This is a genomic window from Flavobacterium sasangense DSM 21067 (assembly GCF_000686885.1).
GTDB classification, from domain to species: Bacteria; Bacteroidota; Bacteroidia; order Flavobacteriales; family Flavobacteriaceae; genus Flavobacterium; species Flavobacterium sasangense.
The window spans coordinates 57,863-77,651 of record NZ_JMLU01000004.1; the positions used below are offsets into that span (position 1 = coordinate 57,863).

The 19,789-nt window shown below is 32.8% G+C and carries 21 protein-coding genes; 13 read left to right on the top strand and 8 right to left on the bottom strand.

Going from position 1 to position 19,789, the window contains the following annotated elements; genetic code table 11:
• The first annotated feature begins 226 nt into the window (after positions 1 to 226).
• The 7 genes from lpdA (at position 227) to BP92_RS0104665 (ending at position 5,805) form a co-directional block, all read left to right on the top strand.
• Entirely contained in the window at positions 227 to 1,615 is a 1,389-nt protein-coding gene (lpdA, locus tag BP92_RS0104630; RefSeq protein WP_035692884.1) for a dihydrolipoyl dehydrogenase, read from the top strand.
• 151 nt (positions 1,616 to 1,766) lie between these two features.
• Complete coding sequence (locus BP92_RS0104635) at positions 1,767 to 2,108, top strand: hypothetical protein (RefSeq protein WP_026724975.1); 342 nt, start codon at positions 1,767 to 1,769, stop codon at positions 2,106 to 2,108.
• Between the two features lie 27 nt (positions 2,109 to 2,135).
• A complete protein-coding gene (locus tag BP92_RS0104640) occupies positions 2,136 to 2,525 on the top strand; it encodes a hypothetical protein (protein ID WP_026724976.1) in 390 nt (129 codons plus the stop codon).
• An 87-nt stretch (positions 2,526 to 2,612) separates the two neighbouring features.
• A complete protein-coding gene (locus BP92_RS0104650; RefSeq protein WP_026724977.1) occupies positions 2,613 to 3,182 on the top strand; it encodes a hypothetical protein in 570 nt (189 codons plus the stop codon).
• A gap of 108 nt (positions 3,183 to 3,290) precedes the next feature.
• A complete protein-coding gene (locus BP92_RS0104655) occupies positions 3,291 to 4,076 on the top strand; it encodes an MlaE family ABC transporter permease (RefSeq protein ID WP_026724978.1) in 786 nt (261 codons plus the stop codon).
• 2 nt (positions 4,077 to 4,078) lie between these two features.
• On the top strand, positions 4,079 to 4,825 hold the full coding sequence (locus BP92_RS0104660) for an ABC transporter ATP-binding protein (RefSeq protein ID WP_026724979.1): 747 nt from the start codon (positions 4,079 to 4,081) through the stop codon (positions 4,823 to 4,825).
• A gap of 8 nt (positions 4,826 to 4,833) precedes the next feature.
• Positions 4,834 to 5,805, top strand: coding sequence for an MlaD family protein (locus tag BP92_RS0104665; RefSeq protein WP_026724980.1), 972 nt, complete (start codon positions 4,834 to 4,836; stop codon positions 5,803 to 5,805).
• A 47-nt stretch (positions 5,806 to 5,852) separates the two neighbouring features.
• Here the strand turns inward: BP92_RS0104665 and BP92_RS0104670 are convergent, their stop codons facing one another.
• From BP92_RS0104670 to BP92_RS0104695, 6 genes are all read right to left on the bottom strand, one after another.
• Positions 5,853 to 6,317 carry a hypothetical protein gene (locus BP92_RS0104670; RefSeq protein ID WP_035692885.1) on the bottom strand — a complete coding sequence of 155 codons (465 nt, stop codon included), beginning with the start codon at positions 6,315 to 6,317 and terminating at the stop codon, positions 5,853 to 5,855.
• Between the two features lie 21 nt (positions 6,318 to 6,338).
• On the bottom strand, positions 6,339 to 7,022 hold the full coding sequence (cmk, locus tag BP92_RS0104675) for a (d)CMP kinase (protein ID WP_026724982.1): 684 nt from the start codon (positions 7,020 to 7,022) through the stop codon (positions 6,339 to 6,341).
• 180 nt (positions 7,023 to 7,202) lie between these two features.
• Positions 7,203 to 8,222 (bottom strand): type IX secretion system protein PorQ, encoded by a 1,020-nt coding sequence (porQ, locus tag BP92_RS0104680; RefSeq protein ID WP_026724983.1) that lies wholly within the window; start codon positions 8,220 to 8,222, stop codon positions 7,203 to 7,205.
• Between the two features lie 129 nt (positions 8,223 to 8,351).
• Positions 8,352 to 10,814 carry an endopeptidase La gene (lon, locus tag BP92_RS0104685; RefSeq protein WP_026724984.1) on the bottom strand — a complete coding sequence of 821 codons (2,463 nt, stop codon included), beginning with the start codon at positions 10,812 to 10,814 and terminating at the stop codon, positions 8,352 to 8,354.
• Between the two features lie 150 nt (positions 10,815 to 10,964).
• Positions 10,965 to 12,260, bottom strand: coding sequence for an MFS transporter (locus BP92_RS0104690; protein ID WP_026724985.1), 1,296 nt, complete (start codon positions 12,258 to 12,260; stop codon positions 10,965 to 10,967).
• A 65-nt stretch (positions 12,261 to 12,325) separates the two neighbouring features.
• Positions 12,326 to 13,138, bottom strand: coding sequence for a M48 family metallopeptidase (locus BP92_RS0104695; RefSeq protein WP_026724986.1), 813 nt, complete (start codon positions 13,136 to 13,138; stop codon positions 12,326 to 12,328).
• A 154-nt stretch (positions 13,139 to 13,292) separates the two neighbouring features.
• On the opposite strand from BP92_RS0104695, the gene BP92_RS0104700 reads away from it, so the two are divergent.
• A complete protein-coding gene (locus tag BP92_RS0104700) occupies positions 13,293 to 14,156 on the top strand; it encodes an alpha/beta fold hydrolase (RefSeq protein ID WP_026724987.1) in 864 nt (287 codons plus the stop codon).
• Positions 14,157 to 14,190: 34 nt separating this feature from the next.
• On the opposite strand, the gene BP92_RS0104705 is transcribed toward BP92_RS0104700, so the two are convergent.
• Positions 14,191 to 14,916 (bottom strand): LOG family protein, encoded by a 726-nt coding sequence (locus BP92_RS0104705; RefSeq protein ID WP_026724988.1) that lies wholly within the window; start codon positions 14,914 to 14,916, stop codon positions 14,191 to 14,193.
• 88 nt (positions 14,917 to 15,004) lie between these two features.
• Positions 15,005 to 17,836, bottom strand: a complete 2,832-nt coding sequence (uvrA, locus tag BP92_RS0104710) for an excinuclease ABC subunit UvrA (RefSeq protein ID WP_026724989.1) — start codon at positions 17,834 to 17,836, stop codon at positions 15,005 to 15,007.
• Positions 17,837 to 17,994: 158 nt separating this feature from the next.
• Here uvrA and BP92_RS0104715 point away from each other — a divergent pair, with 158 nt between their 5' ends.
• The 5 genes from BP92_RS0104715 (at position 17,995) to BP92_RS0104735 (ending at position 19,732) form a co-directional block, all read left to right on the top strand.
• Positions 17,995 to 18,213 (top strand): hypothetical protein, encoded by a 219-nt coding sequence (locus tag BP92_RS0104715; protein WP_026724990.1) that lies wholly within the window; start codon positions 17,995 to 17,997, stop codon positions 18,211 to 18,213.
• Complete coding sequence (locus BP92_RS0104720; protein ID WP_026724991.1) at positions 18,194 to 18,577, top strand: hypothetical protein; 384 nt, start codon at positions 18,194 to 18,196, stop codon at positions 18,575 to 18,577. Before BP92_RS0104715 ends, BP92_RS0104720 begins: the two co-directional genes overlap by 20 nt.
• A gap of 20 nt (positions 18,578 to 18,597) precedes the next feature.
• Positions 18,598 to 18,918, top strand: coding sequence for a hypothetical protein (locus BP92_RS0104725; protein ID WP_026724992.1), 321 nt, complete (start codon positions 18,598 to 18,600; stop codon positions 18,916 to 18,918).
• A 73-nt stretch (positions 18,919 to 18,991) separates the two neighbouring features.
• Positions 18,992 to 19,366: a hypothetical protein gene (locus BP92_RS0104730; RefSeq protein ID WP_026724993.1), complete on the top strand. Its 375-nt coding sequence runs from the start codon at positions 18,992 to 18,994 to the stop codon at positions 19,364 to 19,366.
• Between the two features lie 75 nt (positions 19,367 to 19,441).
• Positions 19,442 to 19,732: a hypothetical protein gene (locus tag BP92_RS0104735; RefSeq protein ID WP_026724994.1), complete on the top strand. Its 291-nt coding sequence runs from the start codon at positions 19,442 to 19,444 to the stop codon at positions 19,730 to 19,732.
• Positions 19,733 to 19,789: the final 57 nt, after the last annotated feature.

Genomic DNA, 19,789 nt, shown 5'->3' on the forward strand with positions numbered 1-19,789 from the left:
TTTTGTGCTCCTTGTGCTTTCCTTGTGTGCTTTGTGGTTAAACTTTTTACACAGAGATTCGCAGAGATTTTTTGATTTGCTTTGTGTTGATAGAGCTACACAGAGACGTTTTACTTTTTGTACTTTAAATTGAATTTGACTTTGAAATTGTTCTTGACCTTGCACTTGTTTTAAATTAATTCCTTAAATTCGCAACTTATAAATAAAACTGAAATACTTTATAAAAATGAAATACGATATCATTGTTTTAGGAAGTGGTCCTGGTGGTTATGTAACTGCTATTAGAGCATCACAATTAGGCTTCAAAGTAGCCGTTATCGAAAAAGAAAATTTGGGTGGAATTTGTTTGAATTGGGGTTGTATTCCAACGAAAGCATTATTAAAATCGGCTCAAGTTTTTGATTACCTAAAACATGCTTCAGATTACGGATTAACCGTTAAAGAATTTGATAAAGACTTCAATGCTGTAATTGCACGTTCGCGTTCGGTTGCAGAAGGAATGAGCAAAGGAGTTCAATTCTTAATGAAGAAAAACAAAATCGACGTTATTGATGGTTTTGGAAAAGTAAAACCAGGTAAAAAAGTAGACGTAACTGCTGCTGACGGAAAAGTAACTGAATATTCAGCAGATCATATCATCATTGCAACAGGAGCGCGTTCTCGCGAATTACCAAACTTACCTCAAGATGGTAAAAAAGTAATCGGATACCGCCAAGCGATGACATTACCTGAGCAACCAAAGAAAATGATTGTTGTAGGTTCTGGTGCGATTGGAGTTGAGTTTGCTCATTTCTATAACGCTATGGGAACTGAAGTTACGATTGTTGAATTCATGCCAAACGTAGTTCCAGTGGAAGACGAAGACATCTCAAAACAATTTGAGCGTTCGTTGAAAAAAGCAGGAATCAACGTGATGACGAATTCTTCTGTGGAAAGAATCGATACTTCTGGAAACGGAGTAAAAGCATTCGTAAAAACGGCAAAAGGAGAAGAAGTTTTAGAAGCCGATATCTTATTATCAGCGGTTGGAATTAAAACCAACATCGAAAACATCGGATTAGAAGAAACCGGTATTGCTACCGATAGAGATAAAATTTTAGTTAACGCTTATTACCAAACAAATGTTCCAGGTTACTACGCAATTGGTGATGTAACGCCAGGACAAGCTTTAGCACACGTTGCTTCTGCTGAAGGTATTTTATGTGTGGAGAAAATCGCAGGTTTACATGTTGAGCCATTAGATTACGGAAACATTCCAGGTTGTACGTATGCGACTCCAGAAATTGCTTCTGTGGGTATGACAGAAAAACAAGCGAAAGAAAAAGGATACGAAATCAAAGTAGGTAAATTCCCATTTTCAGCTTCTGGAAAAGCAAAAGCAGCGGGGACTCCAGACGGATTTGTAAAAGTAATTTTTGATGCTAAATACGGTGAATGGTTAGGTTGCCACATGATTGGTGCTGGCGTAACTGATATGATTGCAGAAGCAGTTGTAGCGCGTAAATTAGAAACTACAGGACACGAAATCTTAAAAGCAGTTCACCCTCACCCAACCATGAGTGAAGCGGTTATGGAAGCGGTTGCTGATGCTTACGGTGAAGTGATTCACTTGTAGTCTTTAGAACATAGAAAATAGATTTTAGAAAATAGATTAAATCCGATTTGTGAAAGCAGATCGGATTTTTTTGTTGAAAACTTGGAAAGAGTTTGTAGGAAAAATTGATTATATTTGAAACTAATTAGTTGATATAACCATATTAGAAAAAATGACTAATAAAGAAATCATAATTCTTTGCCTAGTAATAGTTTACATAAGTACAGCTCTCATACTTTTAATAACTGCTTACGTAAAATATAAAACTTTTTTAGAATTAAAACGAAAGATAGAACCAGAATATGTTGAAAATCTTGGTGGTCTTTGGGTTAATGATGGCGGAGGTTGGTTCGCTGGGACATTTCAATTCAGGACACCTTTACCCATAGAAGACAAATCAAATGATGAAAGTATTAAAAAGGCAGTTTCTGAACATAATAAAATAATAACTTATTACTGGATTTGGATGATTTCAATATTACCAGTTGGTTTATTAGTAAAATTATTGGTTTAAATCCAGAGAAAAAAAGATTTAATAAGAATGAAAAACATCTCAAGAATTATATCAATAATATCCTATTTAATTATAATTCTCGCTGGAGAAATGATTGGAATTCCATTCATTCTGTGGTTATTTTTTACAATCTTTGATTTTGGAAATATTGACCAAATTTTCGCAATATTTGGGGTTTTAGGAGTAGGATTAAATTTTTCAAAGTGGAAAAATAAAATTCTAATTACAATTATTAGTTTTATTTTAATGCTGTCCCCTATAATTGCAAGAATGTCACAAGTTGAAATTGAAAAATTTGATTATTTAGCATTTCAAATTCCTTTAACATTTTTTATAGTTTCATATTTACTATTCATAATTATAAACATTAAAGAAAAACTATTACCTACAACAGTTTCAAGCAAATTCTCAAAATGAAGTAAATTCACTTTTCTTGTATAAAAAATATTCCATTACGAAGAAACTCATTTCTTAAATCCATAAAACTATATAAATAACCAACAAATGGAAACATTAGGTCACTTTATCTTTGAGCTTTTAAAAATTACTATTTTAGGCTTTATTTACTCTACAATATTATATTATATCTTTAAATTAATTCCAGAAAATAAAAAACCTGAGTGGATTAAAAGTTGGTTAAAAACCAAAAAAAGACTTTGGTTATCTATTTCATTATTTCTCTTATTTTATATGTTTACACCTTATGGTGATCATGGACTGGGAGATAGTGCAAGAATTCCAATTAGCTTTACAAAAGAAATATGCAATATTAACTGGACAAAATATGCTCAATTAGATAAGGTAAAAAGTAGAGAAGACAATGATATTTATTTAACACGATTTAAAAAAGTAAACAACATTTTGTGTGGTAATTTAGATAGTGATTTTTACGATTATCAAAACTCTTACTTTGTATATGATATTGATTCTGAAAAGTTAGAAGAATTTCAAACTGAAAACGATTACAATAAATTTGCTGAAAGTAAAAAACTTCCAAAATCTAATGAATTGAAAAGCTTTGAAGATAATTATCAAGATTATTGGAGCGGTTGGAGATTTTTTTTGTTACCATAATTAGAAAATCCAACTCCACCACAAGTCGGATTTTTTACTACAACTCTTACAAATATCATGTTTTATCTGACTAAAAATCACTATATTTGGTTGTAATTAAGATGCTTCATGAAAAAATATTTCGACAATCTTACTGAAGCTTTACAAAACTTCCTCATCGAAGTGGGTGAACTCTCCTACTTTGCAGGGCGATTTTTCAAAGAATTTTGGAAACCGCCTTACGAATTTAAAGAACTCTTACGTCAGTGTTTTTATATTGGAAATCGCTCCTTGTTGTTAGTTAGTGTTACGGGTTTTATCATTGGTTTGGTATTTACCTTGCAATCTCGTCCTACGTTGCAGGAATTTGGTGCTGTTTCTTGGATGGCGTCTATGGTGAGTGTTTCTATTATTCGTGAAATTGGTCCCATCATAACCGCTTTAATTTGCGCTGGAAGAATTGGCTCTGGAATTGGTGCCGAATTAGGTTCCATGAAAGTAACCGAACAAATTGATGCTATGGAAGTTTCGGGAACCAATCCCTTCAAATATTTAGTTATTACACGAATTTTAGCGACTACCTTGATGTTGCCATTACTAGTTATCGTGGGCGATTTTATTGCAATTTACGGTTCGTTTTTAGTAGAAAACATCAAAGGAAACGTGTCGTTTACCTTATATTTCAATCAGGTTTTTAATATTTTAGAATACAGCGATATTATGCCGGCTACCATCAAAACCTTCTTTTTTGGATTTGCGATTGGTTTGGTGGGTTGCTACAAAGGTTATAACTGTAAAAAAGGTACGGCTGGCGTAGGAAAAGCAGCAAATGCAGCGGTAGTTTATACTTCTATGTTGCTTTTTATTATTGACTTTGTAGCGGTTTTTGTAACGAACATTTTTTACGATTTATAGCCATGACAACTCCAACGAAAAATGCGATTATCACCATTAAAGATTTGCACAAGCAATTTGGCAGCAATGTGGTTTTGAATGGTTTCGATTTGGAACTCTTTGAAGGAGAGAATTTAGTGGTGATGGGAAAATCGGGTTCAGGAAAATCGGTGATGATTAAGTGTGTGATTGGTCTAGAACAACCTGATAGCGGTTCGATTTTAGTCATGAATGAAGAAATCAACAACCTAGAACAAGAAGATTTAGACGAATTACGCACCGAAATCGGGTTTTTATTTCAAGGAAGCGCCTTATACGATTCGATGTCCGTTCGTGAGAATTTAGAATTTCCGTTGCGTCGTCATACTAAAAAATTTGGCGTTATTGAAGATACTACGCCTTTAGTGATGGAAGCTTTAGAAAGCGTTGGTTTAGCTCATGCAATTGATTTGATGCCGAACGAACTTTCAGGCGGTATGAAACGAAGAATTGCTTTGGCCAGAACCTTAATTTTAAAACCAAAAATCATCTTATATGACGAACCTACAACCGGTTTAGACCCGATTACATCAAAAGAAATTGTACTTTTGATGAATTCGATACAAAAACAATACAACACGTCTTCGATTATCATTACACACGATGTGGATTGTGCCAAAGTTATTGCCAATCGCATGATTTTATTGATTGACGGTGTAAATTATATAGAAGGAACGTTTGACGAATTAGCCAGTTCAACCGATCCAAAAGTGCAAGCATTTTTTAAATAGTTTTAGTAATGGAAAAATCAAATTCTCAAAAAATACAACTCGGAATCTTTGTTATCATTGGAACATTAGTGTTCTTAGCCGCGATTTATTTTATTGGAAATAAGCAAAATATGTTTGGTAATACCTCACATTTGAAGGCTGTTTTTGTTAATGTGAATGGATTACAACCAGGAAATAATGTTCGTTATGCAGGAATTGACATTGGTACGGTAAAAGAAATCGAAATGATTAACGATACGACTATTAGTGTTCATATGATTATTGATAACAAAATTATGGAACACATCAAGAAAAATGCGATTGCTACCATTAGTTCGGATGGTTTGGTGGGCAACATGATTATCAATATTATTCCTGGAAAAGGCGAAGCTCTAAAAGTTAAAAATGGCGATACGATTCAATCCTATAGCCGAATTGGAACTGATGCGATGTTAGAAACCTTAAATGTAACGAATGAAAATGCCGCCATGTTAACCGCTGATTTATTAAAAATCACACAAGAAATCACACAAGGAAAAGGAACGGTTGGAATGTTAATTCGCGATACGATAATGTCGAAAAATCTTCAAGAAACGTTGAATTATTTGCGAATTACGAGTAAAGGAACTTCGGAATCAGTGGCTAGTTTGAATAAGTTAATCAATGAATTAAATCGAAAAGACAATGTTATCGGTACATTAAACGATACGGTTGTTGCGAATAGAATGAAGAAAATTATAATCAATTTAGAGAAATCGAGTACTGAAATTGATAAAGTAGTGACTAATTTAAATGGTACCATTACCAATGTTAAAGAAGGAAAAGGCGCTTTAAATTATCTTTCAAATGATCCGAAATTGGTTAAACAAATTGATTCAACCATTACAAACATCAACAAAGCGAGCATCAAACTAAATGAAGATTTAGAAGCCTTGAAACACAATTTCTTATTTAGAGGGTATTTTAAGAAACAAGCTAAGGAGAAAGCGAAAGTAAATTAAAAAAAAAGCTGTCATTTTAAAGTGACAGCTTTTTATAATAGGTTATATTATCGGTGATATTCGGAAAAAAGTTCGCCTGTTACACCACTATCGTTAATTAATGTTTTAATTTTCATGTAATTAGCATTCAAAACCACAACTTTTGACATTTCTCCGTCGATTTCTAAATTATCTGTTGTTACGTCATAAAAATACTCACCCGTTGTTGTAGCAGCATCAATAGGAGTTGTTTCAGAATAACTCATTGCTGGAATTGAAATTGTTATATAACCACTAATAATATTACTATCGTAAGTACCATCAGATTTAAATTCCATAGTTCCTTCAGAATCACCATCTAAATTTACTCTTGTACCCGAGTAATTAGCAGTTCCGTACATGTTTCCTAATTGCCAAACACCTTCAATATTTGCTGTAGTTTTGTCACTTTCGTCATCACTACTACATCCATTTAAAAATAAAATTGACATTAATAAAAAAGTCACTTTTAAAGAATTGCTTAAAAATTTCATGTTGTTATTTGTTTAGGTTATTTATAATTTTTCCTTCACTAAATTCAAAACCAATTCAAATTGCTCTTTTTTAGTCAAGCTTGAATTATCGACTTCAATAGCATCATCTGCTTTCACTAAAGGAGAATCTTCTCTGTGCGTATCAATATAATCGCGTTCTTCTACGTTTTGAAGTACGTCTTCGAAAGTAATGTGTTGTCCTTTTTCTACTAACTCATCAAAACGGCGTTGCGCTCTGGTTTTTGAACTTGCGGTCATGAACAATTTCAACTCAGCATCAGGAAAAACTACGGTTCCAATGTCTCTTCCATCCATTACAATGCCTTTGTCTTTACCCATAGCTTGTTGTTGCTCTACCAATTTGGCACGAACTTCCGAGATTTCTGCTACTTTACTTACCATACGCGAAACTTCAATAGTTCTGATTTGGTTTTCGATGTTCTCGTTATTCAAATACATTTCAGCAAATCCTAAAGTAGGATTGAATTGAAAACGCAAATTGATATTCGGTAATTGCGCCACCAAACCTGCTGCATCTAAATGCGTTTCAGAAACCAAATTATGTTGCATGGCAAAATAAGCCACTGCACGATACATCGCGCCAGTATCTACATATACATAACCTAATGCTGCAGCCAATTGCTTAGCTAATGTACTTTTTCCTGTTGACGAAAAACCGTCTATTGCTATGGTAATTTTTTTCATATGTTGCCACGAAGACGCCAAGGCGCTAAGTTTTTTATTATTAAATCTATTGACTTTTTTTAAACATATAAGTCATATAAGTTTTTCTTAAGTAATATTTTGTGAATAATTAAGTTCATTTAAGCTAACCTCTTTTTACTTTTTACTTTTTACTTTTTACTTTTTACTTTTTACTTTTCACTAATTCAAATCAATCATCAAACCAAACAAACTCGTATTGGCAGCAATGGTATATCTTGAATACGAATAATCGAATTTCACTTTTCCAAATCGCAATCCAAAACCAACTGATATTCCAGAGAAATTACGTTTGTCTACGATTCGTAATTCTTCGCCTCTTCTAAAGTTATATCCTAATCTTAAGTTGAATCCTTTTTCTGGAAATAATTCGGCTCCTAAAATTACGTGACGTAAAGCGTTATTGAAAAACGATACTTTTTCTTCTTCCGAACCTCCATCTAAACTTCCTTGTGCTCTGTTGGGATTAGAAAAAGCAATATTCCACTGCTGTAAATTTTCTAACGTAACATGCCAACGAATCGGTACATGCAGCATCAATTGCGAAATTCCAGCATCAATAGCTAAAGGTAATTTTTCATTCGTATCTTGATAAGGTTTTATTTGAAATCCTAAATTCCGAACCGTCAATCCGTAATTGATATCATTATCTACATCAACATACAAAAATCCTAAATCAACCGCTGCTCCCCAAGAATTATAACTTTCTAAAGTGGAGGAAATTAATTTGGCGTTTGCCCCAACATACATATCGGTCCAAGGTAAATTATAGGCATAACCTAGTGATAATGCAGCTTCACTTCCTGTAAAATCAGAAGTTAAATTTCCTAATTCGTCTCTTCCTTCAAATGTTCCGTAATTGATATAACTAATTCCTGCATGAAAAGTTTGCAAATGGCGGTCATACGTGTAAGCATAAGCAGCAGTTCCATAAGAAACTTCTCCGTAGTAACTTCCATAATTAGCCGATAAACGATTGTGCATTTTTTCATTAATCGTTGCTGGATTGTAAAACGCTTGGTTGACGTCGTAATCCACAACAGTAACCGTTTTTCCACCCAAAGCCGCTTGTCGAGGTGATTGCGCTAAGTTCAAAAACTGATATACTGCTTTACCTCCTATTTGGCTAAAAGATACAGCCGATAGTAGAAATGAGAGTAGTAATACGAGTTTTCTTAGCATTTTTTGGTGTTAATCTTACTTATAACGCAACTGCGAAGATAAAATTATATCGGTTAGGAAACAAAAAAAGAACTCCCAATAAATGAATTATTGAGAGTTCTTAAATTAATCGTATTAAAATTGGAAAATTTAGTTTTTACTTTCCAAGTTTTTAGCATTTTTCACCTTTTGATTGGTAATAGCAATATCTAAAACTTCGCTCATTCTGTCTACGTAATGGAACGTTAATCCTTCGATATAATCCGCTTTAATTTCTTCGATATCACGTTTGTTTTCTTTACACAAAATGATTTCTTTGATGTTAGCTCTTTTCGCAGCTAAAATCTTTTCTTTGATTCCGCCCACTGGCAATACTTTGCCTCGAAGGGTAATTTCTCCCGTCATGGCGATGTGTTTTTTCACTCGTTTTTGAGTAAAAGAAGATACCATAGAAGTTAGCATCGCAATTCCAGCACTTGGTCCATCTTTTGGCGTTGCTCCTTCTGGAACGTGAATGTGAATGTTATAATTATTCAAAACCTCTGGATTGATTCCTAAAAATTCAGCGTTAGCACGAATATATTCCAAAGCAATCGTAACCGATTCTTTCATAACCGTTCCTAAATTTCCGGTCATCGTCATCGCTCCTTTTCCTTTAGAAATTAAAGATTCGATGAATAAAATATCACCACCAACTGATGTCCACGCTAAACCAGTAACTACTCCAGCCACATCGTTATTTTCGTATTTGTCGCGCTCCATTCGTGGCGATTTCAATACTTCTAAAATATCAGCATCGGAAACTTTTACGTTGTAAGGTTCTTCCATAGCAATCGATTTTGCTGCATGTCGCACTACTTGAGCAATTTTTTTCTCTAAACCACGAACACCTGATTCACGTGTATAACCTACTACGATTTTTTCTAATTGTTTTTTACCAATTTGTAAATCTTTAGCGGTTAATCCGTGTTCTTTTAATTGTTTTGGCAATAAGTGTGTTTTAGCGATTTCGATTTTTTCTTCAATGGTATAACCTGTCATTTCAATGATTTCCATACGATCACGAAGCGCTGGCTGAATGGTTGACAAACTATTTGAAGTCGCAATAAACATCACTTTTGATAAATCATATCCTAATTCCAAGAAATTATCGTGGAATTCTTTGTTTTGTTCCGGATCTAAAACCTCCAATAAAGCCGAAGATGGATCACCATTATGACTTGATGATAATTTATCAATCTCATCCAATACGAAAACTGGATTTGATGTTTTGGCTTTCTTAATATTTTGAAGAATTCGTCCTGGCATCGCACCAATGTAGGTTTTTCTGTGACCGCGAATTTCCGCTTCATCACGTAAACCACCTAATGACATTCTGATATATTCTCTTCCTAAAGCTTCAGCAATGGATTTTCCAATTGATGTTTTACCAACTCCCGGAGGTCCGTACAAACATAAAATTGGTGATTTCATATCGTTACGAAGTTTTAAAACTGCCAAATGTTCGACGATACGTTTCTTTACATCTTCTAAACCATAATGGTCTCTATCTAGAATTTTTTGAGCACGTTTTAAATCGAAATTGTCTTTGGTAAATTCGTTCCAAGGCAATTCTAAAAACAACTCAATATAATTGCGTTGAATACCAAAATCTGGCGAATTTGGATTAGTACGTTGCAGCTTAGACAATTCCTTTTCGAAATGTTTTGCTGTTTTATCGTCCCATTTTTTCTTTTTTCCTTTGGCACGCATTTCTTCAATTTCGGCTTCATACGAAACGCCACCCAATTCTTCTTGAATGGTTTTCATTTGTTGCTGCAAGAAATATTCGCGTTGTTGTTGGTCTAAATCGAAACGCACTTTAGACTGAATATCGTTGCGAACTTCTAATTTTTGAAGTTCTAAGTTCATGAAACGCAAGGTTTCAAGTGCTCTGTCTTTTAAATTTGGAATCGATAATAATTGTTGTTTTTCTTCAACCGAAAGATTCATGTTAGAAGAAACAAAATTGATTAAAAACGGATTACTTTCGATGTTTTTAATAGCAAAAGTAGCTTCTGTAGGGATGTTTGGACTTTCCTTGATAATTTGGATTGCCAATTCTTTAATCGATTCTACAATCGCTTTAAATTCGACATTTTTATCATCTGGGCGTTCTTCTGCAACCTCTTTGATTTTGGCTCTCAAATAAGGCTCTTCTTGCGTAAACGCTTCTACTTCAAAACGTTTTTTTCCTTGAAGGATTACGGTTGTATTTCCATCAGGCATTTTTAAAACACGCATGATACGAGCTACAGTTCCAATATGATGTACATCGTTTGGAGTTGGTTCTTCTACATTTTCATCAATTTGCGCCACTACACCAATGATTTTTCCTTTGGCATTGGCATCATTGATTAATTTAATCGATTTATCTCTTCCTGCAGTAATTGGGATAACCACTCCTGGGAATAAAACGGTATTTCGTAAAGGTAAAATGGCAATATCTTCAGGCAAAGCCTCGTTGTTCATTTCTTCTTCATCTTCGGGCGTCATTAACGGAATCAATTCCGCTTCTGGATCCATTTCTTGAAGTGACAAATTGTCAAGCGCTAGTATTTTTTGATTCGGCATAGTAATATTTATGGTCTTTTTGTCAGTAATTATCATTTGAAAATGTATTCAAAGGTACGCATTAAAGCGCTATTTTATTGATAATCAAATCATAAAATAATTTTAAATAGCAATTTCAAGAGTATTAGTTCAAGATGTATGCCAAGAACCTTACTTTTTAGGAACTCGTAACAAAAGAAGCAATCCAACAACAAAAAATAGGATTAAAAATAAGATGGCATTTTGAATTTTACCCGTTACATCAGCAATATAACCATAAGTAAACATTCCGATAACAATTCCGATTTTCTCAGCTACATCGTAGAAACTAAAGAACGAAGTTGTGTCTTTAGAATCTTCAGGAATAAATTTAGAATAAGTAGAACGCGATAACGATTGAATTCCTCCCATTACTAATCCCACAAAAGCGGCAGCAATATAGAAATCGTTTGGAGTGATTACAAAATAGGCATAGGTACAAATTAAAATCCAGGAGAAATTTAAACCAATTAAAACGACAATATTTCCATATTTAGCAACCAGTTTTGATGTAAGCCAAGCACCTAAAACCGCGATTAATTGAATTAATAAAATACTCACAATTAATCCCATTGTACGTTTACTATCACTTCCCCATTGCACTTCTTTTTCACCAAAATAAGCTGCAATAATCATGATAGTTTGCACTGCCATACTATAAACGAAGAAGGCTCCTAAATAACGTCGTAAGGATTTTAATTCCTTTATTTGTTGCCAAACTTTTCGCAACTCTTTAAAACCATTGAATAGTACATTTTTATGCAGTTTGTTTTCGTTTTTATTATTTGGTAAGTAGTAGTAAGTGTATTGACTAAAGCCTAACCACCAAATACCTACTAAAAGAAAGGAATAACGCATCATTTGTAGTTTTTGGTTATCCGCTACTGACATAACCATAGCCAAACAAATCAATAACAAAACAACGCTACCCACATAACCCAAACTAAATCCTTTTGCGCTGATTTTATCTTGTTGTTCTTTGTGAGCGATATCGGGTAAATAGGAATTGTAGAAAACTAAACTTCCCCAAAAACCTATTAATGCCAATAAGTAGGAAACCAAACTTAAAACAACCATTTCATCATCTATTGAAAAAAAGTACAATGACATACATGAAATCGCCCCAACGTAACAAAAAAGCTTCAAGAAAAACTTTTTGTTTCCCAAATAATCGGCAATTCCTGATAATAATGGCGATATAAAAGCAATGATTAAAAATCCTAAAGCAGTAACATAACTTATTAAAGCCTCACTTCGAATAGAAAATCCAAACAGAACAATTTCTTCAATATTTTTTTGGCGGAATAAAGCTCCGTAATACAATGGAAAAATGGTTGAAGAAATCACCAAAGCATAAACCGAGTTTGCCCAATCGTAAAAAGCCCAAGCATTTAAAAGTTTTGAATCTCCTTTTTGAAGTTGTTGCATAGCAATTGTTTTAAAATAAAAAATCCCGACAATGTCGGGATTCAAATATAATAGTAATTTTTTAATTATTTAAAAGTTACTCCAAACTTAGCCGCTTCTGCTTTAGCCTTTGGAATTAATTCTTTAATTTTAGCAATACGAGTAGCATTACTAGGGTGTGTACTCATAAATTCTGGTGGTGATTGCCCTCCAGATTGTTGCGCCATTCTTTCCCAAAATGCAACAGCCGTATCAGGATTATAACCTGCAATTGCCATTAACGTTAATCCAATCATATCTGCTTCACTTTCATGCGCTCTACTAAATGGTAACATTCCACCAAATTGAGTAGTCGCTCCATAAGCTGTCATTGCTATTTGCTGAGTTTCTTGAGATTTATTTCCAGTAGCTACTGCTACTCCCGCCGCTCCAGCTTGTTGTAAAACACCAGCACTCATTCGTTGTTGACCGTGATTGGCTAAAGCATGCGCTACCTCATGTCCCATTACAGTTGCCATACCCGCATCGTCTTTACAAATTGGCATAATACCCGTGTAAAAAACGATTTTTCCTCCTGGCATACACCAAGCATTTACTTCTTTGCTATCTACTAATTTATATTCCCAAGCATATCCTTCTAAATAATTAGCATATCCGTTAGCATTTAACCAACGTTCAGCAGCAACTTTAATTTTAGATCCAACTGTCTCTACTCTTTTCGCATCACTTGTACCCGTAATTACTTTATTTTCAGATAAAAACTGATTATATTGTTGAAAAGCTGAAGGCAAAATTTCACTATTTGGAACTAAAGCCAAAGTACTCTTTCCAGTAAACGGATTTTTAGCACACGATATCACAAGTGCAAAAGCAAGAAGTACTACAATTTTAAATTTCATATTCATAAGTAATCGATTTTTTACAAAATTACATCTTTTTTTAATTTTAAGCTGTTTGTCGGATTCAATTTTTGCATCATTTTTTAACTATATTTTATAATCAAATTTTAAACCAAACATCATATAAATTGTAACTTGCACAAAATTTCTGAACATGTCTAAAAAGAAACAAAAGCAATCGCAAGTTATCGAAACACCTAAACCTATTTTATATACAGCAAAATTTTTGCAAGCTATTTCTCCTAGTCTAACAACTAAATTTGCGGCTAAACTTTTTACCACTCCTATTCGCCATAAATTACCAAAACGTGAATTACATATGGAACGCGAAAGTGTTCAAAAAAGTATTATGGTTCCATCTATAAACAAAGAAATTGTAGTTTATGAATATGGAAAAAGTGATAAAAAGGTACTTTTAGTTCACGGATGGTCTGGTCGTGGAACACAATTGGTTAAAATTGCGGATGAGTTACTAAAAATGGGCTACATGACGATAAGTTTCGATGCACCAGCACATGGGAAATCAAAAGGAAATTATTCGATAATGACTGAATTTATTGCTTCAATTTTAGAATTGGAAAAACAATACGGTTCGTTTGAATATGCTATTGGACATTCGCTTGGTGGAATGTCGGTTTTAAATGCGATTAAGCAAAATTTGAATGTTAAAAAAGCCGTTACCATTGGAGCTGGTGATATCATTCAAGACATCATTGATGATTTTATCAAGAAATTAGAATTAAAACCAGAATACGGAGTCAAATTACGAGATCATTTCGAAAAACGTTTTGTTGGAAAAATGGATGATTATTCAGCATACAAAGCTGCTAAAACAATTAAAATCCCAGTTTTAATCATGCACGATAAAGAAGATGATGATGTTTCCGTGAAAGCGGCTTATCATATTCATGAACATTTACAAGGTTCAGAATTGGTGATTACGGAAGGTTTAGGTCATCGTAAAATTTTAGGCGATGAAGCAGTAATTGAAAAAATTAAAGAATTCATTTCAAAATAAAAAAAGTCCTTCGTTTGAAGGACTTTTTAGTTTTTTAGAAGTTTGGTGATAAATTGTATTTTTTATAGAAGTTATCTAACGCTTCCAATACCTCATCTTCAGTATCAACTACTTTGATTAAGTTCATATCATCTGGATTGGCGTTTTTCATTTTGTCAATCATCACATTTTTAATCCAATCTAATAAACCTGACCAAAATTCGGTTCCTACTAAAATAATTGGGAATTTTCCGATTTTCTTAGTTTGAATTAAGGTAACCGCTTCGAATAATTCGTCTAATGTTCCAAAACCTCCTGGCATAACCACGAAACCTTGCGAATATTTTACAAACATTACTTTTCTCACGAAGAAGTAATCAAAGTTTAAGTTTTTATCTTTATCGATATACGGGTTAAAGTGTTGTTCAAAAGGCAATTCGATGTTTAAACCTACCGAAGTTCCGCCTCCATAATGAGCTCCTTTGTTTCCTGCTTCCATGATACCAGGACCACCACCGGTAATTACTCCGTAACCTGCTTTACTAATTTTGTATGCGATTTTTTCAGCTAATAAATAATATTTGTCTTCTGGTTTTGTTCTTGCTGAACCAAAAATGGAGACACAAGGACCAATTCTTCCCATCGATTCGTAACCATTTACGAATTCTGACATGATTTTAAAAATTGCCCATGAATCATTGGTTCTTATTTCATTCCAAGTCTTTTGCTTGAATTTCTCTTGAATTCTGTGTTCTTCGTTTTCGTACTGATCTGCTGCCATAGTAATTTTAGTTAATTTGTTTGTAAACAAACTATTACGATTAAATAATAAAGTTTTAGCAGTGTTGTTGTGTGTAGTAATTAGGTTGCTAAGATAATTCTTTTTTCAAAAACTGCGCCGTATAACTTTTTTTATTTTTCACGATTTCCTCTGGAGTTCCTTTCGCAACGACTTCTCCTCCACCTTTTCCACCTTCGTAACCAATGTCGATAATGTAATCGGATAATTTTACAACATCTAAATTATGTTCGATAATTAACACCGTGTTTCCTTTATCCACTAACTTATTGATGACATCCATAAGAACTCTAATATCTTCAAAATGTAATCCCGTTGTTGGTTCATCGAGAATATAAAACGTGTTACCAGTATCTTTTTTAGAAAGTTCTGTTGCTAATTTAATACGCTGCGCTTCACCACCGGAAAGTGTTGTACTTTGCTGTCCTAAGGTAATATAACCTAACCCTACATCTTGAATTGTTTTTACTTTTCGATAAATTTTTGGAATATTTTCAAAGAAATCTACCGCTTCATCAACCGTCATGTTCAATACATCCGAAATTGATTTTCCTTTGTAACGAATTTCCAAAGTTTCTCTGTTGAAACGTTTTCCCATACAGGTTTCACATTCTACATAAACATCAGGCAAAAAGCTCATTTCAATCGTTCTCACACCTGAACCTTCGCAAGTTTCACAACGTCCGCCTTTTACATTAAAACTAAATCTTCCTGGTTTGTAACCACGAATCATAGCTTCTGGCGTTTGCGTGTATAAACTTCTAATTTCTGAAAAAACATCAGTATAAGTCGCTGGATTCGAACGCGGTGTTCTTCCAATCGGACTTTGGTCAATGTCAATTACTTTGTCGATATGTTCTAAACCTTCGATTTTCTTGTAAGGTTGTGGCTTTTTAACAGCATTGAAAAAATGCGCGTTTAATATCGGATACAAGGTTTCGTTAATCAAAGTCGATTTTCCACTTCCTGAAACTCCGGTAACACAAACCAATTTTCCAAGCGGAATTTCAATCGAAACATTTTTTAAGTTATTCCCCGTAGCACCTGATAATTTGATGGATTTACCATTGCCTTCACGACGTGATTTTGGAACTTCAATCTGCATTTTACCACTCATGTATTGAGCCGTAATGGTATTTTCTTTCAACAATTCTTTCGGCGTTCCTTTACTGATGATTTGTCCACCAAAACGACCTGCTTTTGGACCAATATCAATCACATAATCGGCACGTTCAATCATATCTTTGTCGTGTTCAACAACAATTACGGAATTTCCAATATCGCGCAAACTTTCTAAAGATTTAATCAAACGTTCGTTATCTCTTTGGTGCAAACCAATACTTGGCTCATCCAAAATATATAAAACCCCAACCAATTGCGAACCAATTTGCGTTGCCAATCGAATACGTTGCGCTTCTCCACCCGATAGTGATTTTGAACTTCGATTTAAGGATAAATAGTTCAGACCTACATCCAATAAAAATTGTAATCTAGCTGTAATTTCTTTTAAAATTTCAGTTGAAATAACTTGTTGTTTTTCAGAAAGGTGATTTGGTAAATCGGCAAACCATTCGGATAAATCGGCAATATCCATTTGGACTAATTCACCTATGTTTTTTCCGTTTAATTTGAAGTATAACGATTCTTTTCTTAAACGTGTTCCTTCACATTCTGGACATTCATTTTCATCCATAAATTCTTTTGCCCAACGTTTAATGCTTGCCGAATCGGAATTATCGTATTGATTTTTAATGAAGTTAGAAATTCCTTCAAAATCGATTTTATAATCTTTCGTAATTCCCATAACCTTTGAAACGACTGAAAATTTTTCGTTTCCACCATACAAAATCATATCCATTGCTTCTTGCGGAATGGTTTCAATGGCATCGGTTATTTTGAAATCATATTTTTGTGCGATAATTTCCAATTGCTTGAAAATCCATGAACTTTTATATTCTCCCAAAGGAGCAAAACCACCATTTTTTATTGATGATTTCGGGTTTGGGATAATTTTTTGAAGGTTGATTTCATTCACAGTTCCTAATCCGTTACAACACGGACAAGCTCCTTTTGGAGAGTTGAATGAAAAGTTATTCGGTTCAGGATTTGGATACGAAATTCCAGAAGATGGACACATTAAATTACGACTGTAAAAACGCACTTCTTGGCTTTCTTGTTCAATCACCATCATGACATCTTCGCCATGATACATAGCGGTTTTGATGCTTTCTGATAGACGTTTATCAGTATCTTCTTCGTTATCAATTGCCATTCTATCGATTACGATTTCAATGTCATGCGTTTTATAACGATCGACTTTCATGCCGTATTCTAAATCACGAATTTCGCCATTTACACGAACTTTTAAGAAGCCTTGTTTGGCAATTTGCTCAAATAATTCGCGATAATGTCCTTTACGAGAACGAACAACTGGTGCTAAAATATTGATGCGTTTCCCGTTGAAATCCTCTAAAATCAACTGTTTTATTTGCTCATCAGAATACGAAACCATTTTTTCTCCCGTATTGTAACTGTAAGCATCAGCGCCACGAGCGTACAATAAACGTAAGAAATCGTAAATTTCGGTAATTGTTCCTACAGTAGAACGAGGTGATTTACTCGTGGTTTTTTGCTCAATAGCAATCACAGGCGAAAGTCCGTCGATTTTATCTACATCAGGTCGCTCTAGCCCTCCTAAAAACTGACGCGCATAAGCTGAAAAGGTTTCGATGTACCTTCTTTGACCTTCAGCGTAAATAGTATCAAAAGCCAATGACGATTTTCCAGAACCCGACAAACCTGTAATAACCACAAGTTTTTCGCGTGGAATGGTAACATCTATGTTCTTAAGATTATGAGCTCTCGCTCCAATAATTTCGATTGTTTCTTCTGTGTGTTGCATGTTTTTTGGCAAAACGCAAAGATATGAGTTTGTAGCTTGAATTACTATTTTTTAAATTTGTTTATGTTTAAAAAATAAACTTGTTAATAATTATAACTTATTGAATACTACTTAAATCATAGGTATTTGTTATTTTTGATTATTAAAAATTTATTCAAATGGCAAAATCAACTTTTAAATCTAACTCAGATACAGCAACAAGTGAATTAGCATATTATATTAAATGTAACTATGATAATATCAATTTGGAGTTAAAAGATAGCAAATTTGGAAAGTCTATCGAAATCTCATTTAGTAATGAAGAAAAAATGAAAATTTTTAAATCATGGCTTCATCAAAAACTAAATATTGATAAAAATGGATACTATTGCCTTTAATTTTTTTCTAAATTTACCTTTGTATATAAAAGATATTTTAAACATGATTAAAAAAACATTCTTATTCTTATTAATTTTTTATTTAGTATCCTGCAACAACAATGAAGATTATGTTGGTGATTGGTATCTTGTAGAAAAAAACAAATTTAGCAACTCCGAAAAAATAAATATTAAGAAGGCAGGAGATAATGGTTTTATAATAAATTATGTTTATTTTTCAGATTGGAGATGGGGAAAAAAAACATATTATTGTGAATATGAAAATGGATGTTTTGTTTACAAGGATAAAAATAAAATATGGTTATGCTCTTCTGAGGATAGCTTAATTTCAGCATTAAATGGTAAAGTTTATAGAAAAAAATAACCCCAAATGAAATCATCTTAATGAGAAAGATTTTTTACAAAGGTTTAAGTGAAAATGAAGAAATTAATAAAAATATTGTTAATTTTTTTTACACTAGGTTATTTTATAAATCGGATGAAGAAATTGTTAGAGTCTACAATAAAGAGTATGATATTAATTGTGAAAATGAAAAAATACAATTTCTTTTATTCTTTATGATTGATAGAATTTTTAGAAATAGATTTGATTATAGTCCTATCATTGTTGACTCTAAAAATGATGAAATAGAATTACTTGGCAAAGTAAAATTCATAAAACCCAATAAGCTCCTATTAATTAATGACTTCATGAGAAAAGTTTAAAACTTTTTATACTATTTAAATTTAATTCACGTTAATCTTTAAAGGTTCAATTTAAAAATTTAAATGATTTAGTATGAAAAAGTTATTATTTATTCTCTTTTTATTTCCTGCAGTAAGCTTTTCTCAAATACTTATTAAAGATGTTTCAAGAATGTCTTATTTAGATACTCCAAAGAATATTCATAAGACTACAGAGGTTTTGTCTAATATGAGCATTTATATTGAATCTGGTTATTTGTTTATTAAAGACGACATAGAAACTTTAAAATACAAAGTAATAGATACTTATCTTTCTGATATTAATGGAAAAGAAACAACTGTTTACGAAATATTTATTAAAAACGAAAAATATGTTGCTTATGTTGATTCTGTAAGAGATTCAAGATTTTTATTTTTAAGATCTGTTGATGATACCGATGTAAGCTTTTTTTATGAAAAAAGAAGCTAATTTTTTTTAACATAGTCAAAAGGATGCTTTAAAAATTTTATAATTAAATATTTAAAAAAATAAAGTTCAAATTTTATGAGTGAAATTTTAAAAAAATTTGATTTTTTAAAAAAGTTGTTTAAACGGCTTGGTTATATTTTTCTTTTATTAGGGAATATTGAATTTGTTTTAATGTTTGTTTTAAAAGACAAATCGTTAAGTCAGGTAATCTACCAAAATTATGGTGAAAATTTTTTAGCACTATATTTTAGTTCATTTTTTTGTTTTTCATTATTCTGTTTTTGGATTAAGAAAAAAATATCAGATTTAGAACTAAATGTATTTGCTAATCATTTAGATTTAATAGATGAATTGCACAACAATTGATCTTTCAATAAAATTAATTTTGCAATATTATTGTATATATATTGATATAAAAACTTG